Origin of the sequence: Alteromonas sp. M12 (assembly GCF_037478005.1) — a bacterium.
Taxonomy (GTDB): Bacteria; Pseudomonadota; Gammaproteobacteria; order Enterobacterales; family Alteromonadaceae; genus Aliiglaciecola; species Aliiglaciecola lipolytica_A.
This window is the reverse complement of record NZ_CP144164.1, coordinates 248690-267519: the sequence shown is the minus strand read 5'-3', so window position 1 is coordinate 267519 and position 18830 is coordinate 248690. Positions and strand designations below refer to the sequence as shown.

The 18830-nt window shown below is 39.4% G+C and carries 15 protein-coding genes; 4 read left to right on the top strand and 11 right to left on the bottom strand.

Annotation, left to right across the window (positions count from 1 at the left end; all coding sequences use genetic code 11):
* Positions 1-247 precede the first annotated feature (247 nt).
* Positions 248-724, top strand: coding sequence for a helix-turn-helix domain-containing protein (locus tag VUI23_RS01105; protein WP_342806346.1), 477 nt, complete (start codon positions 248-250; stop codon positions 722-724).
* Between the two features lie 8 nt (positions 725-732).
* Here the strand turns inward: VUI23_RS01105 and VUI23_RS01100 are convergent, their stop codons facing one another.
* The 6 genes from VUI23_RS01100 to VUI23_RS01075 all read right to left on the bottom strand — a co-directional run bounded on the left by VUI23_RS01100 (position 733) and on the right by VUI23_RS01075 (position 7588).
* Positions 733-1011, bottom strand: coding sequence for a cytochrome C oxidase subunit IV family protein (locus VUI23_RS01100; protein ID WP_342806344.1), 279 nt, complete (start codon positions 1009-1011; stop codon positions 733-735).
* 20 nt (positions 1012-1031) lie between these two features.
* The gene (locus VUI23_RS01095; RefSeq protein WP_342806342.1) at positions 1032-1631 is read right to left on the bottom strand and encodes a cytochrome c oxidase subunit 3; all 600 of its coding nucleotides are present in this window, start codon (positions 1629-1631) and stop codon (positions 1032-1034) included.
* 142 nt (positions 1632-1773) lie between these two features.
* Positions 1774-2604 (bottom strand): hypothetical protein, encoded by an 831-nt coding sequence (locus VUI23_RS01090; protein ID WP_342806340.1) that lies wholly within the window; start codon positions 2602-2604, stop codon positions 1774-1776.
* Positions 2605-2686: 82 nt separating this feature from the next.
* Complete coding sequence (locus VUI23_RS01085; RefSeq protein ID WP_342806338.1) at positions 2687-4957, bottom strand: TonB-dependent receptor; 2271 nt, start codon at positions 4955-4957, stop codon at positions 2687-2689.
* A gap of 61 nt (positions 4958-5018) precedes the next feature.
* On the bottom strand, positions 5019-5990 hold the full coding sequence (locus VUI23_RS01080; protein WP_342806336.1) for a hypothetical protein: 972 nt from the start codon (positions 5988-5990) through the stop codon (positions 5019-5021).
* Positions 5991-6109: 119 nt separating this feature from the next.
* The gene (locus VUI23_RS01075) at positions 6110-7588 is read right to left on the bottom strand and encodes a phosphotransferase family protein (protein WP_342806334.1); all 1479 of its coding nucleotides are present in this window, start codon (positions 7586-7588) and stop codon (positions 6110-6112) included.
* Between the two features lie 407 nt (positions 7589-7995).
* Between VUI23_RS01075 and VUI23_RS01070 the strand changes: the two genes are divergently transcribed.
* Positions 7996-8598 carry a TetR/AcrR family transcriptional regulator gene (locus VUI23_RS01070; RefSeq protein WP_342806332.1) on the top strand — a complete coding sequence of 201 codons (603 nt, stop codon included), beginning with the start codon at positions 7996-7998 and terminating at the stop codon, positions 8596-8598.
* Between the two features lie 51 nt (positions 8599-8649).
* On the opposite strand, the gene VUI23_RS01065 is transcribed toward VUI23_RS01070, so the two are convergent.
* A complete protein-coding gene (locus tag VUI23_RS01065; RefSeq protein WP_342806330.1) occupies positions 8650-9543 on the bottom strand; it encodes an alpha/beta hydrolase in 894 nt (297 codons plus the stop codon).
* A gap of 134 nt (positions 9544-9677) precedes the next feature.
* Between VUI23_RS01065 and VUI23_RS01060 the strand changes: the two genes are divergently transcribed.
* On the top strand, positions 9678-10499 hold the full coding sequence (locus VUI23_RS01060; protein ID WP_342806328.1) for an enoyl-CoA hydratase-related protein: 822 nt from the start codon (positions 9678-9680) through the stop codon (positions 10497-10499).
* A gap of 57 nt (positions 10500-10556) precedes the next feature.
* Positions 10557-11300 carry an SDR family oxidoreductase gene (locus VUI23_RS01055; RefSeq protein ID WP_342806326.1) on the top strand — a complete coding sequence of 248 codons (744 nt, stop codon included), beginning with the start codon at positions 10557-10559 and terminating at the stop codon, positions 11298-11300.
* A gap of 90 nt (positions 11301-11390) precedes the next feature.
* On the opposite strand, the gene VUI23_RS01050 is transcribed toward VUI23_RS01055, so the two are convergent.
* The 4 genes from VUI23_RS01050 to VUI23_RS01035 all read right to left on the bottom strand — a co-directional run bounded on the left by VUI23_RS01050 (position 11391) and on the right by VUI23_RS01035 (position 17696).
* Entirely contained in the window at positions 11391-12074 is a 684-nt protein-coding gene (locus VUI23_RS01050) for a GntR family transcriptional regulator (protein ID WP_342806324.1), read from the bottom strand.
* Between the two features lie 376 nt (positions 12075-12450).
* Positions 12451-13578, bottom strand: coding sequence for a CaiB/BaiF CoA-transferase family protein (locus VUI23_RS01045; RefSeq protein WP_342806322.1), 1128 nt, complete (start codon positions 13576-13578; stop codon positions 12451-12453).
* 319 nt (positions 13579-13897) lie between these two features.
* Positions 13898-15472, bottom strand: coding sequence for an AMP-binding protein (locus VUI23_RS01040; protein WP_342806320.1), 1575 nt, complete (start codon positions 15470-15472; stop codon positions 13898-13900).
* Positions 15473-15542: 70 nt separating this feature from the next.
* Positions 15543-17696: a TonB-dependent receptor gene (locus VUI23_RS01035; protein ID WP_342806318.1), complete on the bottom strand. Its 2154-nt coding sequence runs from the start codon at positions 17694-17696 to the stop codon at positions 15543-15545.
* Between the last annotated feature and the right edge of the window lie 1134 nt (positions 17697-18830).

Genomic DNA, 18830 nt, shown 5'->3' with positions numbered 1-18830 from the left:
AAATTTAAAGAGCCTTTACAGTTAAATTAAAATTTAGATAATCAAACAACCCCCTACAACGGCAACTTCTGTGTTTTTAGTCGGTTCAATGTAGATTCTTTATACGAACTACCGTAAAATCAAAGTTCAACCTCGGTAGCAGTAATTGTCAAAAGGCCTAAGCAAAAAACAACTATTTATACAAAGTAGACATGCTACCAACTGAATTTACTTAATCGATGCACTACTCATGGAAAATAACTCTAATATGACCGAAAGTAATCAAGCCCCCTCAAAATTACCGCGTCCCGTTGCTGTAAAACGAACATTAGAGATTTTTAGCGACCCTTGGTCATTTGCTGTCTTACAAGAATTATTTTTTAGAGTGAAACGTTTTGATGAATTTCAGCAAAACCTCAATATATCTCGTAGCGTGTTAACTCGTCGTTTACGACATCTAGAAGAACAGAAGGTTATTACCCGAAAACTTTATTCTAATCATGCTCAACGTTTTGAATACGTACTCACTGAACGCGGCCGGGATATGTACACTATATTCATCGCTATACGCCAATGGGGAGAAAAATGGTTGGATGATGCTAAAACCGAAGAACTATCTTTGGTACATACCAGTTGCAATGCCGTTTTGGACTTGCAACTGGTTTGTGGAAATTGCCATCAGGAAGTGAAAGCGAGCGATATTTCTTATCAACAAACCGAACTAGAAAATATAAATAAGGATTGATTGGCTTGTCACATCAAGTCTCCTTTATAAAACATCCAAATCATTAATATACAGGTTATGGCTAGCCAGCTTTCATTGAGCAACCTTAAGACAATGGGAGCTTCACGAATTTCCATAAAATCAAGGATGACATATCTCACTTTAACAAAGGTGATGACAAAGATGCTGATTCCAGCATATTTCGAATCAATGGTTGCAAAGTCGTGGCCCATTACAAAAGTAAAAATTGTTGCAGCCATTAAAATAAACCAAATAAAAGTATAACGAGAAAAAAGTAAAGTTTTCATTATTACTCCGAATCAATTTCTTATTTTATCAAATAGAATAAAGCAAATATTATAATCCATAAAAAGTCCACCATATGCCAAAAGCCGACGCAGCTTTCGACAATCATAGTGTCTTCTTTGCTAAACTTTTGTTTTCTAAAATAAACCCAAACTGCGGCTAACCCAAAGAGACCAAGCCAAACATGGAGTAAGTGTAATCCGGTTAGTAAGTAATAAAACGTAAAAAACTCATTCGAGTATACTGTATATCCAGCATTTATTTTTTCATAATATTCAAAGCCTTTTATTATACTAAACACGATACCGCAAAATATTGCCAACTCCACCATTCTTTGAGCTCGAGTTTTCATATCTTTACGGTGTAAATGTAAAGCCATCGCCGCGAACCAAGAACTAGTCAGTAAAATGAGAGTATTAACGAATCCAGCATTTTGACTCAGTAATGCTTGAGACTCTAGAAACACGTCTAAATTCAAATTACGGAAGTGTGCGTAAACTAAAAAGAAAGCACTGAAAGTTAATTGATAACCACCTATTACTAACCAAAGCTCATCATAGCCGGGCGTATAGGGTTTTCGAGATATTCGACTCAATTGGTCGTATTGAGAATCAGAATGCACTTGAACGAATCCTTATTTGATATATCTTTTGGGTAAAATCAGAAAACTCAGAGAAGGTGTTTGGCTTGCATATATTCAAGTGAATCTTAAATATATGCTCACCAATTTAGCAGTTATAAATTAGCAAATCTCAATTTGCCAATTATGCAGTTACTGGCCGTTTCTTCGTATTGACACCTAAGGCTTCAACTGTGTTATCGGACTGTGAACTAACTACAGCCCCTACAAAACGAACAACCAATAAACAGAGCAACAGGGAAAGTACTGTTAATAAATAAGTCATATAAACTGGCATTTCCCAATTAAGCGCCATGAAATAAGGCCATGCTGTCATGCCATATGAAGCTCCCATGGCAATTACTGGAACCAGCATAATAAATGCTGATGAGTTTCCTTTTAAATGTGGTTTAACCAACCACAATAAAAAACCCACCATCAACATGGACGTTCCATTAAGCCATGACCAAGCCATTGGGAAACCAAGTATTTTGAACGGTACATCACCATAATAAGTATAAGCCCCAGTGGCAGTGCCTGGAATTTCAAGCGCTAAGTCGGTTGAAGCTATGATCAACCACACCATAAACAAACCTTTTAAGTCTAATCCGTCACGCATTTTAGTGTAAGCCCAATATCCCGTCATAGAAATGAAAGCTACATAGCAAGGAGGAATAAGATAAGGAATATGTAAATCAAATCCGATAAAAGCAGGACCCGGTAAATTAGTTGGATACCAGAGATGACCCAAATGATCTAACATAGGCTCAATTACCGAGCAAATCAGCCCCCCCAGCCACATCCACATCAAAGTTTTATCGCCGTCTTTGATCCAACTTCTGAGCACCCAGGGAATCAAGACAAATGCGAAGCCCCCTCCCCAGATTGTAAAAAGCATAGCAACCAAATCATTCGCAAAGTAGTCTTCTGGAACAGGTAACACAACTCCAGGACTGATTTCACTAAATATAGACATTATATTTATCTCCATTATTAAACTAACCAAATTGAAAAAGTTAGCCTGAAACTATCTGGCTAACTTTTGCTTTTGCATATTTCTAGTAAAAGTTATACAACAAAGCTATACCAAAGGTTCTTGGCGGTGCGGCGGAAATGGCATCTCCAACCTGAGCGCTGTTCGAGTAATATGAATACTCTTCATCGAGTAAATTTTTGCCATAAACTTTCACGCCCCAGACTTCATCTTTACTTGTCCAACTAACTAGAGCATTAATAATTTGGTAGGATTCTTGCTTTAATCGATTTTCTGCCTCCCAATAAAACCCATCATTGTAGTAATAGGTAAGGTTTGCTGACACTTCTCCGGTATCAGTAAAGACGGTATAGTCAGCTCCAATATTAATTGTGTAATCAGGGGTTCGAATTAGTTTATTACCCGTTGCATCCATAACGCCTGTAACGTTTCCGCCGATACCGGTAGGGGTTTGAGTCGGTGCATTAAGAAATTCACTGAATTCACTGTCAATCAAAGACAAGCCACTATTGATAGTTAGGTTATCTGATGCCAACCAAGTCAAACTGACTTCCGCACCTTTGATTTCTGCCTCTGCTGCATTTAATAGAACGGCTGCACCGCTTTGTACCGTTTGTAATTGCATGTCTGCATAATCGTAGTAAAACATAGATGCGTTAATCCGTATGCTGTCATCTAAAAGATCAGCTTTATATCCTACTTCCACGGAATCTAATATTTCTGGATTGACTGCGCTATCCGGGTTGGGACCTGATGTCACGGCCGCTGCAAGATTATATACGCCACTTTTAAAACCTCGACTATAGCTGGCATAAACCAGTGCTGAAGAATCAAGGTTGTGATCTATTGAAATACGCCATGTTGGTTCGGTCCAGCTATCACTGATAGTCCCTTCAGGAATTCCTACAATGTAGTCTGTACCTTCCCCGAATTGAAATAATTGCGACGACGTCAGTTCTCGTTCGTCTCGCGTAATACGTCCGCCTAAGGTTATTTTAGTCGACTCTGTAATATCGTATGAGCCTTGCGCGAAAGCTGCGTAAGATTCGGATAACTGTTCAGGAGAGCTGCGTAAAGAAGTTAATCCAGGAGCCAAAAGCCCCAACGCCGCACCATCTAAACCAAATGGTGCATAGCGTGCAGTTGAATCCATATAAAAGAAACCTATAATCCAGTCATAGCCGTTAGTATTTTTAGACAAAAGCTGTATTTCTTGGGTAAAGGTTTCCATTTCAATATCTAGTACGGCGTCTTGAACGGACATTCTTGATGCGTCAACATCCATAATTTGAGGAGAAGCACTTTCTTGATACGCAGAAATGCTCTTAAAATCGACCGTTGAAAAGCTATGGTCAATAAATAACGATGTTCCCCAATCTCGATTTTTGGCGATAGAAGTTAAATTGGAATCCACATTATACCAATCACCTGTGTAGGTTGATGCCGAAGCAATTGCTAGCGGCACACATTCAGCATCAGAAGCACCACTTGCTATGCATCCACCATATACTAAAGCCCCTTCAATCCCTAAAGCACCAGGCGCGAGTTGCCTACTAATTCCAAGGTCAGATTCTGTTTCAGAATAATGTGCAGCTAATTTAATGCTGGTATTTGTAGAGGGTTCGAAGAGGACTTTTGCCCGCACAGCTTCGGTATTTGAATAGTTAACGTCTTTGCCTGTTGTTAGATTGGTGCCCCACCCTTCGCCTTGATCATTATATAAAACTGCAATATTAGCTGATACATTCTCACTCAAAGCCCCAGTTAAGTACCCTTTGAATTCTGTTGTTTCATAGCTGCCATATGAAGCTTCAAAATTACCTTCAAATGTGTCAATTGGATCCTTTGTAATAATATGGATCATTCCACCTGTGGCGTTGCGACCGAACAAAGTACCCTGTGGCCCTTTCAATACCTCAATTCGTTCAATATTATTAAAACTATATGTGTTAGACACCATATTAGGTGAATAGATACCATCCACATAAGTTGCAATACTACTTTCATCTCCAGCTGCACTTGCTGATGTGCCCACCCCCCGCAAGAATGGAGTGCTGGAACCGATCTGTCTTCCTGATTGTAATCCAGGTGTAACAAGTGATAGGTCGTCTGTGCCCTTAATGCCAGACTTTTCAAGTCTAACTGACGTCACCGCAGTAATTGCGATCGGCACTTCCTGAAGATTTTCAGTTTTCCGTTGTGCTGTCACCTCAATTACTTCCAAACTCGAGTTTACTTCCGTTTTTTCAGCTGGAATATCTTGCGCAAAAGCACTACAAACAACCATTGAAACGGCAGTTGCCACTACAGTTAATCTAAAGTTTTTATGTGTCATGTTTTAATCTCTACTAAAGTTATCGCACACGTCTTAGTTATCAACCAGACGCAATTATTTATTAAATTCTATTGAGACCTTTATTCACTATGCCGTTAATAGCCAGCCTTGGCTGTATACTCCCTCTTAACGCATTATTTGTGACTTCGAAATCGCACACTCCCTCTCTAGTGCCCACTTTAAATTTGCAGAGAGTGTCTACACATGCGATACCGTGAATCCATGAAACTGCTCCTTTTTGCAATGGAGTGCAGTCAATCGTTAGAATTTCATTGGTGGTTAAAGTCATCACCACTTGACCGCCGCGATTGGTCAACCCGTCAGCCTCCAAATAGGTAATCACCTCTACATCTTTTGCATAAGTCAAGGTGTTGTCTTGAATAAAGCAACCGAAACGTACTAGATCGTCATCTGAGCTATGGAACGTCTGAGCTAAAAAAGAAAAATTTTCACCGACTCCGGCAACCCATCGATGGCTAACAAATGCATCCCATTTCCGGATGCCCCAGCCATGGTCTCGAAACGCCAAGCCATTGATAACGTGCACTTTACTTTTAATAGTTAATGATCCAGATACTTTTGAAGCGACTTCCATATGATTTGGTGCAACATCCTCTGCCAATGAACCTTTTTTAGGATATATATCCACAGGCGTATGCTGATCATACACATGTAACTCAGCCTGTATTTCAGGTTCATTTATGGTCCATACGGCATGATCTGTATATTCAAAAATACAAGTGTCATCACCACAGTTAAAACCATTTTTGAACTTATCTTGGGGCCTTAATGGAATTGTGTCGTCTCGTTTAAATATATAATCTGGAGAAAAGATATGATTCCACAAATTCACTTGTGGACCGTTCTTCGTATTAGGTTCATGCCCAATTCGATGCATGCCTCCAACACTGTTTTCCTCATCCCACCAGAACAGAACGACACTTTCTTGCCAAAACTCATGACTTCCAACCTCGTGTGGCCCTTCTTCTTCTGGCCCATACTCAAGAGCAGTACCGCCACCTACAACTTCCATAGTATTCTCCAATGATAAAGGTGATACACACTTAAACCGGCCAGAAATATTGAGGCTGAAAAACTATGATCATCTTTTTTATATAAAACACTCTATACCAATAATTGTTACCAGCTGTGTTAGCTGCTTGTTGCGCTCTTTAAAGCTGATTGCATAAAAGATGCAGTAAAACCAAGCTCTACCATTGCGTAACGTAGGTCTTCGTTTGCACCGGACTGTAGATTCTGACTGGCTCTATTTCCTGCTAAATTAGTTCTTAAGGCTGCGTATACTGTGCCGTATTTCATTGCTTCTGAATTAAGCGGCTTTCCACCGTTTGCAATGTAGTGATTAACAAAGCGTTCCCAGTTAATATGTTTCGATATGTTGGGACGGATATAGGCCATATCCTGTTCTGGAGAGCCAAACCCAGCGCACTCCCAATCTAGAACAGCAGAAACCTGATCGTCATGAACGAGAACATTGTGAACATTAAAATCTCCGTGAATTAAAACAGGTCTTCTATCATCTACGGGTATATTGTTACTCAACCAATTAACTAGCCAGCTTAGAAAGGGTGAGGGCAGATGTTCTTCACGTTCAATATATTTGATCCAACCTTCGATGTTATGCCTGTAGGTTTGCTCAACAGTGCAGCTAACAATTCGAGGGTCTTCATATTTAGCAATATAATCTTCGAAGGTGATAAGTGGGATACTGTGTAACCGAGCTAGTAGCTCAGCTAGTTCCAGAACCACCTTTTCAGATATTGTGCCTTCCCCTCCTCCTTCTAAATAGCTGCCAGCGACTACACCTGGAATTCTATTCATCGTATAAAAACTGCCATCGATATCTTTCCAACCTTCTGAAAAATGAAGGGGGGTTGGAGCGGGAAAACCTGTCGAGGCTATAATTTTAAGAAGGTCATATTCGTTTTCGAGAAGACAAGCACTGTGCTGCATAATGGGTGTTGGATCAGTCTTGCGAACAACTAAATCCTGTTTGTTACCTCGCTGGTCCGTAAATTCACACAGGAAAGTTTGCTTGCCAAACCCTCCCATTAAAGGCATGAACGAAGTTAGTTCGATACTTCCTTGTTTCTTATCGCGCATACTATTTAAATAGTCTTGCAATCTGTTTCTGGTTAGGGGCGAGCCAGAGTTTTCGATTGAGGGTAATTTAGGCAAAGATAACTGAGCTTGCTTTGTATAATACGACGCTTCCCACTCAGCAACTTTACAAAGCAAAGCAGAGCCTGTGTTCTCGTACTCCAGAGAGACCTGTTCACACAGAATAGCAATCTCACTTGTTAATTCTGCATGACGAGTGCGTAATTGCTCTAATCCTAAACCTTCCATTAATTCTATTGTTTCTGGAGCGGTATCACTTTTCACTAGATCTAAATGGAGCTTTAACTCATGAAGCAATATCTCGCCTTGAGAAATATTGTCCCTAATAATGGATTGAGTCCCGCTTTCGCGTTTTAGTAATTCAATTAGCGTTGCGCGTATCATATCAGCAGCCCCTTTTGCCGCTGATGACGTTAATTCTGGAAAAATTGTGTTTTCAAGCGTTTTCAATACCAACGATAGATAACGATCATTAGGATTAATTTTCAAAACAAACAACTCCAATTGAATTAAAGTTCATCTTAGAAAGACGCCATACTTTCTGCGTCTCTAAATTTTAAAAACACATTAAGGTTATTGCTGACAGGTTTTTGAATTAAATAAACTCATTGAACACCGTACAGTTTTTATTCCACAAGATAACGCCGCAGTGATAACACATCAAAAGGGCGGAAATTACCGCTACCCGTGATTGTTAAGTTGCAGTTTAGCAAATGTTAATCTATTGTATATAACGTTCGCTACAAATGTCAATCTCTAATGAGAACTTAAATTCGTTATTTTCTTATATTCTTGAAAATTAGCTCCTAACGTTTTGATTTTATTGAGTTATAAAAAGTTAAAATTATAAATTTGTTGACTCTTTTTACTCGAAAAGGGTTAGAGGAAGAAAAAAAATGTCTAAAACCAAAGCAAATAATTGCAGAAATAAAATTTTGCAGGTATCAACTGGTTTATTTGCCAGCCTCGGTTTTGAAGGTGTAACTATGCGTCAAATTGCATTTAACGCCGAAATAACAATGCCATCTATCTATCATCATTTCGGCAATAAAGAGGAACTTTACCGTGCTGTTGAGAAGGAAATGTATGGAACCTATAGTGGAAGCCTATTAAACGAGTTACAGGCAAAAGCCCATCCTGAAGAAAAATTACGAAACTTTATTACTAACGTAATAGATAGTTTCGAAACTAACCCAGAATTTCTTAAGTTATTGCAACGAAATCTAGTAGAAGATGACGAAAAAAATCAAAAATTTTTGGTAGATTTGTCTTTACAGAATGTATACGACGAATTAAAAATGCTACTGAATGAATATTCACCAAAAAGTGGAGATGGTATTGAACCTTTGATCATTTTTTCAATTGTATTAGGTTTCTTTACCATGCAGCCAGTCAGTCAAATGTTGAATAATTATGAGTATGCTCAAATCGACGCTAAGCAAAAGCGAGATTTACTCATTAATGCAGTCATGGCTTCAATTACGAAAAATGAATCATAGAGTTGAGGGCTGTTAAGCCCTTAGAAGGGTAACTACAGGCATTTCAATAAGTCAATTAAGTCTCTGTCGCAAAAATTCACCAATTTTCTCTATTGCCCTATTAGCTTCTGGAAGGTCAGCTGCGAACAAGTGGAAAGCGTGAATCATTTCATCCCACACTTCGAGCTCAACTTCCACACCTGCATTTGTCGCTTTATCAGCATATTGAATTGAGTCTCCTAGGCCTACTTCGTGATCCCCAACCTGAATTAAAAGTGGAGGCAAGCCATCTAAACTTGCACAAAGAGGAGACGCTAATGGATCATCAGCATCAGCTTCAGTACGAAGATAGTCCCTAGCTAAAGCTAATATCATTTTGTGCTGATGTATGGGATCGAATTTTGCGCGACTTTGATAAGTATCCGATGTTGCTTTCATGTCCAACCAAGGCGACAACATGACAGCTGCTGCTGGTAGGGCTATATCCAAACTATTTAATTGATTTAATAAGGCACCAACTAAATTCCCTCCCGCAGAGTCCCCGGCTATAGCGATTTGGTTACTGCTATATCCGTTATTTAACAACCAGCTATATGCATTAAACGCATCCTCTAACGCAGCGGGAAATCGGTGTTCGGGAATTAAACGGTAATTTATTCCTAGTACTTTACAACCAGAAAATTGGGATATTCTGGCCATTAAATCTTGATGGGAATCAATTGACCCTAATCGGAAACCACCGCCGTGAAAATACAACAAAACCTTGTTTGAATCTGCATTTTGATGAGCAATCCAACGACAATGCAATGCGTTAATATGAAAGTCACAAGTTTCTACTGGAGTTGTATTCCCATTGAATAGATTGTCCCAATCCACACGCATGTCAGCAACCGAAGTATCTTTGCTCCAGCCAGCGTAAGTTTTCTGAACACGTTTTATAACTTTAGCTAAAGCTTCATTTTTCACTTCATTATCCACCTAAGTTCTTATTAGCAACTCACATGGAAATCGTATATGATTGTTTCACTTATGTAAAGAACCCATTATTTATTTGCAAATGGCTTGAATGAAAATCTAACAGTGAGCAGGAGTTGTCCCTTATGACTAAATCAGTGAATATTGAAGAATTAATTAACTCAGGACCGATTTTATTGAGCATCCAAGATGGTATCGCACATTTGAAACTCAATCGTCCCGATGATTCGAATGGTTTGAATGTAGAAATTCTCAAAGCAATGTACGATGCAGTAATGCAGTGCCACGGTGATCCGCGGGTAAAAGTTTTAGTATTGAGTGGTGCAGGCCGACACTTTTGTGCCGGTGGAGACGTAAAAGTTTTTGCATCAAAAGGGGAAAAGCTACCTGATTATTTGCGGGAAGCTACCTCTTATTTACAGATAATAGTTTCTGCTCTTATGCGTCTTAACGCACCTGTGATTGCCTCAGTACATGGTTTTGCTGCCGGTGGAGGTGGTTTTGGTTTTGTATGTGCAGCCGATATGGTTGTGGCTGCCGAATCGTCTAAGTTTTTAGCCGGCGCAACGCGAGTTGGTATGGCACCAGATGCAGGCCTGTCGGTTACATTGCAAAATTTAGTAGGCTTTAGAAAAGCCATGGATATTCTATTAACTAATCCTGTCATATCTGCATCAGAAGCAATGGGTATGGGGCTTGTGAGCCGGGTAGTTGCAGATGAAGAATTGCAAGTTGCTACACAAGAATTAGCTGAACAACTTGCTAATAGTGCCCCTTTGGCATTATCAGAAACCAAACGTTTACTATGGAATGGTATGGGTTCACGAGTAGAAACCTGTCTAGCAGACGAATCACGCACAGTATCGGCGTTATCAGGCACTGAGGATTCTAGAGAGGGATTGGCTGCAGTCATCGAAAAACGCACTCCAAACTTCATTGGTAAATAAAGCGATCTGAATTTGGATTTGCAAATTAGATGCTATCAGACAAATAAAGGATAAAAAATGAGTTCACAACAAAATACACATAGTGCAAAGCGTGCCTTCGTAACCGGAGGTTCAAAAGGGATTGGCGCTGCTATAGTGCGCGCCTTGTGTCTTAAAGGTTACAATGTAGTATTTGCAGCTCGAGATGAAGAATCAGCTAAAGCATTATGTGCTGAAACCGGAGCTACCTCAGTTATTTTTGACCTGATGAATCTTCAAGAAACCCATGATACAGTTTGTAAATACGGGCCATTTGATATCCTTGTAAATAATGCAGGAATGGACCAACACGCATTTTTTACAAAAACAACTATTGAAGATTGGCGTTACCTTTTGACGATAAACCTAGAAGCAGTGTTTGCAACCACACATGCAGCGCTGCCTTCCATGCAAGAAAAAGGCTTCGGTCGGATCATAAATATTTCATCAGAGGCTGGCCGTATGGGGTCTCGTGGCGGATCTATCTATGCCGCAGCTAAAGGTGGCGTGCATGCTTTTACGAAATCTATTGCAAGAGAAAACGGTCGTAAAGGGATTACCGCTAACGTTATTGCTCCCGGCCCGATAGACACCCCTTTACTACAAAAAGCTGTGGCCAATGGCGGAAATAAATTGCTGGATGCAATGACTGGCGCAACCCTGTTGGGGAGACTTGGCACACCCGAAGAAGTAGCCGCTGCGGTTGTATTTCTAGCTTCAGATGAAGCAGGATTTATTACTGGTGAAGTACTAGGTGTATCAGGTGGGATGGGGATTGGTTAATGTGAATGAGTGTAGGCTGCTCAATATAAGGTTAAAAGCAGCCTGCTTTTTTAAGAATTGAGACAGAATTAACTGATTAAAAACTAAAAATTATAAAACCCCTGAATCTAATTTGATGTTAGATCTATAGCCAAAGATCAAATTAACACCTTCATTTAGATGATCTATATATTCTTGTTTTAAAGCAGAAGCATCTCTACTTTCCAACGCGCTAATAATTTTATCATGACCATGAACCAACTTTTCAAAACCAATATCCGAGTTAATAATATGGCGGGAAATAAACATTTCTATGTATAGTTCAGAATACAGTTTTTGCAAATACTTATTACGTGATATTAAGATTAAAATTCGATGAAATTCAGCGTTCAATACCATGAATTTTTTGAATTGCTCGTAATGATCGCTACCGTAAACATTATTGGCCATATTTGCATTTAATTGTTTTAATTTTTCTATGTCTTTAGGGGTAACGTTACTTATTAAGCTAGGTATCGCAGCGATATCGATAATGAGTCTAGTATAAAAAAGATCCACAAATTCCTTTTGAGATAGATTTGGTGATACACGGTAACCATGATTAGGAGTGAATACCACTAGGCCGACAGTACTCAATTTAGCCAGCGCTTCCCTAACTGGAATAATGCTCATATTAAATTCTTTTGCTATCTGTGAAATTACTAGTTTTTGATCGGATTCATAGGAACCGTTTATAATTTTTTCTTGTAATTTTTCAAAAATAAAACTAACTAGATCAGAGGGCAATGTGTTCAATTGTATAAACTCTTTTATTTTAGAAACTAATATTTACGGATATATTAGGGTATGAACCTCGCTACTCAAAGTTTAAACTGAAGCGAATTAAAAATATAACCTTGATAAAAGAAAACTAACATACAATTTATGAGGTGAAAAATGTATTTTAAATTCCACATTTTCCTGTATAGCACAATTTGCCATCGATTTATGTTCTGCTAAGAACTCAAAACTCTGAGCTCTTCAAAAACAGATCACAACACCATACCTTCTTCGTCACATTCTTCGGAGTAAAGTTTTATTTCACTAACTACTTAACTGGGTAATCTACCACTAGCTATCTTAAAGCCTTTAAACATTTTCTTTTGTCACCGATAAACAAAGCATTTAATCGTCAACTCTGAGAATGCTTCAAAAATGCGTTGATAAAACTGTCGTCGAAACCCAAAGAACGCAATATACTCTTACTATGCTGTCCTGGTTTCTTCAGCATTAAATCAACCTTGCAGGGTGTATTTGAAAAGCGAGGTGCGGGTGATGGTTGCACAACACCATCTAAGGTCATGAACCCCTGGCGTTTGGAATTTGCAGGGTGTTCAGCAGCCTCCCAAAAAGGTAAAACAGGCGCAAAGCAAGCATCCGTCCCTTCTAACAAATCGCACCATTGCTTTTGAGTTTTGGTTAGAAAAGTCTTAGTTAATATATCACTGACAATGGGCCATTTTTTAGGATCTTGGTGGGCTTCCAAGACAGCATCGGGAAGTTTAGCTTTCTCAATAAAGATACGCATAAATTGCTTTTCTATAGCACCTAAAGAAACGTATTTGTCATCGCTAGTCTTATACACTCGGTAATAAGGAGCACCGCCATCTAGAAAGTTACTGCTTCGCTCTTTTCGCCACATATCACTAGCGTGCAACGAGTGAAAGAGACTCATTAAGGTATTAACCCCGTCTACCATCGCAGCATCAACAATTTGCCCATTTCCGGTCTGACGGGCATTAAGAATTGCACAAACCATTCCAAATGCTAAAAACATTCCACCTGCATAGTCACCAACCAAATTCAATGGAGGTGTAGGTAATTCCCCATCAAAACCAATTGCGTGTAAGGCCCCTGTTAAAGCAATGTAGTTGATGTCATGACCTGCGACATTTGCAAGTGGGCCATCTTGCCCCCAACCGGTCATTCTGCCGTAAACCAGTTTAGGATTAACGGCCATACAAATATCGGGGCCTATCCCAAGTTTTTCTGCTACTCCAGGTCGGAAGCCCTCAAAGATGGCATCTGCGCTTTTGCAAAGCATTAATAATATGTCTTTATCCCTGCTTTGCTTTAAGTCTAATATAATCGATTTTTTACCCCGTCGGTGGATATCCACTTTCAATTGTGGAGCTTCCGATTTAGAAATACGGTCAACGGCAATCACTTCAGCTCCCATATCAGCTAACATCATGCCTACAAATGGGCCAGGACCCAGCCCGACAAGTTCAATGACACGAACACCTTGCAACGGCCCCATTTCAGTCTCCTAATAAAGAACTAATTATTGACATTATTTAATTTTTATAAATAAAAAACGCTAATTACAGCCCCCGACTTTAATTCTTTCATGTCAGTTTATTGGCAATTAAAATAAAGTTTGAATGTATTTATCGTGAGTTTCCCCCTCTGCTATTCGGCTTTACTAACTCAGTGAGATTTTTCTGTCCAGAAGCACCTTATTAATTAACGTTTAAGTGCCCTCACAACTAAAAGAAACAGAGTACAAACTAACGTTATTAGAAGGCGTTTCCTGCACCAGTTCCCTTCCCAATCTAGAAAAGCGTTACTTGAAAAAATTAAAAAGTAGCCGGCAACAAACTAGGGTCTTGTACAAACCAATCTTGTATTAAGTGTTTTTGTATCTTTAAATTAACTGATTTCGGCAACGGTTCGCTGACTAGGTGGATGTACTTAGGCATCATGACTTTGCCCAATTTATCTTTGCAATATTCTAACAACTCGTATTGAGTCACTCCCTCAAAACCGGGACGCGGATAAATTACCGCTACCACAGCTTCTCCCCAAACCTTGTGTGGGACTCCCACCACAGCTATTTCTGCGATGCTTTCGTGACTCGAAATGACCGCTTCAACATGGGCAGGAAACACGTTGATCCCCCCTGTAACTATCATAAATTTGCGGCGATCTTTTAGATACAAATAACCTTCTTCATCCTGCATACCCATATCATTGGTGATCAACCAACCATCTTCTTTAAGTACTTCTTTTGTTTGTTCTGGTAGGTTCAAGTAACCATTCATGATGCAATCGCTGCGAACCCATACTTCCCCTATTTCGCCCTGAGACACTTCAATACCATTTTCATCCCGTATCGACAAATCAAAATATGACGGCGCACGACCTGCTGACTGCAAAAGTTTTGGCTTCTCCTCCAATCCTTTTTTGTGATCCCTTGGTGTTAAATTTGTTATCCATCCCGCACAGGTCTCCGAAACACCATACGCCTGCAACAAACCACATTTGAATCGCTTCGATACTGCTTCAATTAGTTTAGGTGACGCCGGTGCAGAACCGTACATAACCATTCTTACACTGTCCATATCGCTGTCACTCTCTGCCAATGCATCCAATAACCATTGAAGCATCGTCGGCGCTAGCAAGAATATGGTGACTTTTAATGATTTAACCTCTTCAATGAAGCATTTTGTCTCATATTCTTTATCAGGAATTGCCGTAGTCATCCCATTGCAAAGACCTAATAAGTTTGCCACCACCGCCGCCCACGCATTTGCAAGTGGGCAATAAAATATATCATCTGACGAAAACCCAAAGCTGGCCGGTGCTCCTTCAATAACTGTTCGTACTGCCTTGTCTGATATCACTACACCTTTAGGATTGCCCGTTGTGCCCGATGTATAGGTATATATGGCCGGTGAATCCGCATCAACAGCTGGTGAGCAATACTTTTCTGTCGTTTCAGATAATAAATGCTCATAATCATAAGTTAGATTATGAGGACCACCATAACCTATTAATTTCACCCCCAATTCAGCCAGTTGGTCTGCCACACTTAGTAATAAATCCTGACAGTCTGAATGTGCTAGAATCAATCTTACTCCCGCATCTTTAACCACATGAATTAATTCACTACTACTAAAACGACGATTCAACCCCGTCCGAATTGCGCCCATTTTAAAACAGGCGTAAAAGTGTTCATAAACTTCGATGCTCTCTGGTGCTAAAATACCTGTGGCTTCTCCCGCGCTCAGTCCCAATCCAGCCATGGCTGCCGCTGCTTTATCTGAACGGCTATCCATTTGACCAAAATTAGCTCGACGATTTCCACAAATGTATGCCACACTCTTCGGTTTGTTCGCCGCATTGCGCCTAATTAAGTCTCTTACTAGCATATTGGCTTCTCTCTTACGTTTATTTAATCAGGTAGTCATCATATTTATGACTACCCAGCATAAAGTTAACCTAGTATTGATAACTCACTTCAATTCCTACTTGTCTAGGTTTAGACAGCCCCCAATAAGTATTTAAGCCTCCTAAAGCAAAGTTAACGTACTCTTTGTCTGTAATATTTTTAACGTATAGTGAAACTCGAGTATTGCCACTGGGTAATATGTAAGCCAAAGATGCATCACTAAACGTATATTCATCTAAGTCTATAGCTGCGGTGTTAGAAACATCTCCTGCTTGACTATCTGTGTATGTAGTAGACCACCTACCCTCTAGTTCGCCTTCACCAATGAAAGTGTTATAAGTAATTGAGATATTTCCACTTTTTTCTGGGACATTGGGGAGTTTAAAATTGACATCTCCGCCTTCGAAGCGGTCATATTTGGCATCAAGTAAACCTCCAGAAAGGTCAATGCGTAATCCCTCAAACAATAGTATCGAAAACTCTATTTCTATCCCTTTGATCGTTGCGTCTGCAGCATTTAACTTGGTCTGAATTACGCCAGAACTTCCTGAAGTTTGAATCGTTCGCTGAAGATCTGTGTAGTCATTATAAAATAGCGATGAATTAAAGCGGATAGCATATTCAGGCCATTCCGTCTTAAAGCCAATTTCATAAGCATCAAGTTGTTCCTCGTTATAAGGTCCAGGACTATTAGGAGCCGTATTTCTGAGGTTATATCCACCACTTCGAAAACTTCGAGTCCAACTGGAGTAGGCATTTAAATCTTTATTAATTGACCAATTAAGTCCAGTGTAAGCACTGATAAAGCTCCAATCATCTTTATTACTAAAATCATAATTACAATTTTTACCAAAGTCGTCACAAGAACCAAAACTTGCCACGTCTGCTTCTTTTTCTTCATAGGTATAACGAGACCCTAAGCTGATCGTCAACGATTCGGTTATATTGATATCTCCTTGCGCGAATAAAGCCCATGAATAATGATCGAGAATACCTCCAGCGCCTTGAAAGATGTCAAAATTAGGTGTGGCGGGCGTATTAATTGTTCTAGATTCTGAATAATCTATGTCTTGACTAAAATAAAATCCGCCCACTGTCATTTCTGCAATATCACTGATAGGTGTGTAATAGCGCAACTCTAAACTGGTCTGTTCTTGATTAATTAACCATGGATCGTTTGAGTGCACTTTAAAATTTTCTAGATTCGTCCCATCAGCATCTAATTCAGCTCCAACTTCAGCACTTCGCCAAGAACCAATAAACTTAAGTGTTCCCTCTCCAAGTCTCCAGTCCACATCAGCAATCAATTGATTAATCTCATATTCAGCCTGAGAATCAAGATCTGAAATTACCTGATGATCACCAAGGGTTCCGGTGAGATCTGAGTTGACATTACGACTAACCACCCCATCCCCATCGAAATCGGAATATTCAGCAATGAAAGTAATATCTAAATCTTCGTTAACCTGAAACGTAACACTTGGACGGATATAACGACTCGTGGCTTCACCTCTATTGGGGCCGGCGACATTCTCAAAGTAGTCTCCGTTCTTTTGATACCCTAAAGCAACACGTCCTAGTACGTCATCGCTTAGAGTATTTCCAGTTGCGATATCGAAACTTCTTTCACCATCAGTTCCTATACGTACACGAGCCTTAAAATCTAATTCTGCCGCTGGGCGACGACTTGATACAACAACAGCGCCTCCAGTGACATTACGGCCAAATAAAGTACCTTGCGGTCCTCGCAATATTTCTACTGTTTCAGTGTCAAAAAGGTTGGTCAATGAGCCAGCATTGACACCTAAGTACACACCATCAACGATGACTCCTACAGCTGATTCATCTGAAGGAATAGAGCTAAACACGCCCATTCCGCGGATAAAAAAGCCAGCGGTACCAGGCAGACTACCTACAGGTGTTAACTTTACATTTGGTGCGATATTTCCAACGTCGGTTAAATCTTTTACGAACCTCCTCTCAATCATTTCTCCACTCATTCCGGTAAGTGAAATGGGTACTTTTTGAGCGGATTCGCCTTTTCCCTTTTTCCTAGCTGAAACGGTAATCACTTCAAACTCCGAGTTTGATTCTAAAGCGTCTTCTACATTTTCAGCTTTTACTGCTAAGGCTGCTGTTGGTGCAACGCTCGATAATGTCACTATAGTGACGGCAAATGTTAAACGGTTAAAACTCTTAATCATTGTTTTTACTCTTGATGAAATGTTCGTCAAATTAGCGATAGTTTTAAATAGATTAAGCAACAAAAAAAACCATCACATCAGTCTATGATATATCATATATGATCTTGCCAATTTAATTAATACTTTATTAACATTAAATTAAATAAATATATTTTCCTTTTTAAATCAGATATATATATATAAGTTTCGGAGGTGGATTTACAATTTCATCGGTTGCTAATTGAATTTAGGCCTGTATTTTCTTTAAAATAAGTATGTGAATTATCACCATTGAATGCATTTAAAAATGATGAGGGTAATCATAGAATCTAGAAATTATGAATAAAATAATTAGATTCTAATAGGCGGCGTAGTTATTTCTCAGTGACTATCCAACCATTTTCAATATACCTTCTGGTCTCAATAGTACGGGAGATTGGATTGCTTTTTTGGGGGGTACACGTCGATGTTACTTGCTGATTCGGTATAAACAATGCATCGCGAATATGCCCCATACCAATAATTCAAAAGGCATTCTGGCCTAATCTCATTCTCAGCATAAAAGTTAAAAAGTGCGTTATTTCATCTATCTTTGTATTTGATTAAAAAACTCTAAATGCCTAGGGGGTAATCCGACCTCAAAGCCAGTCGAATTGCCCCTTAAATATTTTCCTTCACATTAACGTGAAAAATTTGCAATGATGTTGGAAATTATCACTTGATCTCTAAACAATATAACTTCCAGATTACTCTGTATTGTGATTGTTCATAGGTCCTTATTTACTCAGCTATCATCGAGCTACTCTTTAATGCAAATCGTTTATCTTGGTGAGTAGTCGGGTACATTATGATTGTGAGTTTATCAGGTTACTGCGTTTTGGCTTTTTTTAAACATGTCCACCAAGTGCGGTTTACACTCTCCGCCGTTTACAAACGATTATAAATACATGTCTAGAGTGTAAAATGTGAAGAGTGTAGATTGATATTATCGATTTAACTTTTATGAGAGGAAAGCCACGAGCCGATTGCTTCTAAGGTGTTAAAGAAGCAACGTTTGAATTGTTATTTGAAATGCGTTTTTAGCCGCTTAGCAAAATTGCTAAGCGGCGTTTGACGCCACTATATGAAAATAGTTTTAACTAGCTAAGTTCGTTG

Bases quoted from the DNA above. Each gene is read 5' to 3' on its own strand.
- VUI23_RS01105 (WP_342806346.1), top strand. From the start codon at position 248: ATGACCGAAAGTAATCAAGCCCCCTCAAAATTACCGCGTCCCGTTGCT.
- VUI23_RS01100 (WP_342806344.1), bottom strand. From the start codon at position 1,011: ATGAAAACTTTACTTTTTTCTCGTTATACTTTTATTTGGTTTATTTTA.
- VUI23_RS01090 (WP_342806340.1), bottom strand. From the start codon at position 2,604: ATGTCTATATTTAGTGAAATCAGTCCTGGAGTTGTGTTACCTGTTCCA.
- VUI23_RS01085 (WP_342806338.1), bottom strand. From the start codon at position 4,957: ATGACACATAAAAACTTTAGATTAACTGTAGTGGCAACTGCCGTTTCA.
- VUI23_RS01080 (WP_342806336.1), bottom strand. From the start codon at position 5,990: ATGGAAGTTGTAGGTGGCGGTACTGCTCTTGAGTATGGGCCAGAAGAA.
- VUI23_RS01070 (WP_342806332.1), top strand. From the start codon at position 7,996: ATGTCTAAAACCAAAGCAAATAATTGCAGAAATAAAATTTTGCAGGTA.
- VUI23_RS01060 (WP_342806328.1), top strand. From the start codon at position 9,678: ATGACTAAATCAGTGAATATTGAAGAATTAATTAACTCAGGACCGATT.
- VUI23_RS01055 (WP_342806326.1), top strand. From the start codon at position 10,557: ATGAGTTCACAACAAAATACACATAGTGCAAAGCGTGCCTTCGTAACC.
- VUI23_RS01045 (WP_342806322.1), bottom strand. From the start codon at position 13,578: ATGGGGCCGTTGCAAGGTGTTCGTGTCATTGAACTTGTCGGGCTGGGT.
- VUI23_RS01040 (WP_342806320.1), bottom strand. From the start codon at position 15,472: ATGCTAGTAAGAGACTTAATTAGGCGCAATGCGGCGAACAAACCGAAG.
- VUI23_RS01035 (WP_342806318.1), bottom strand. From the start codon at position 17,696: ATGATTAAGAGTTTTAACCGTTTAACATTTGCCGTCACTATAGTGACA.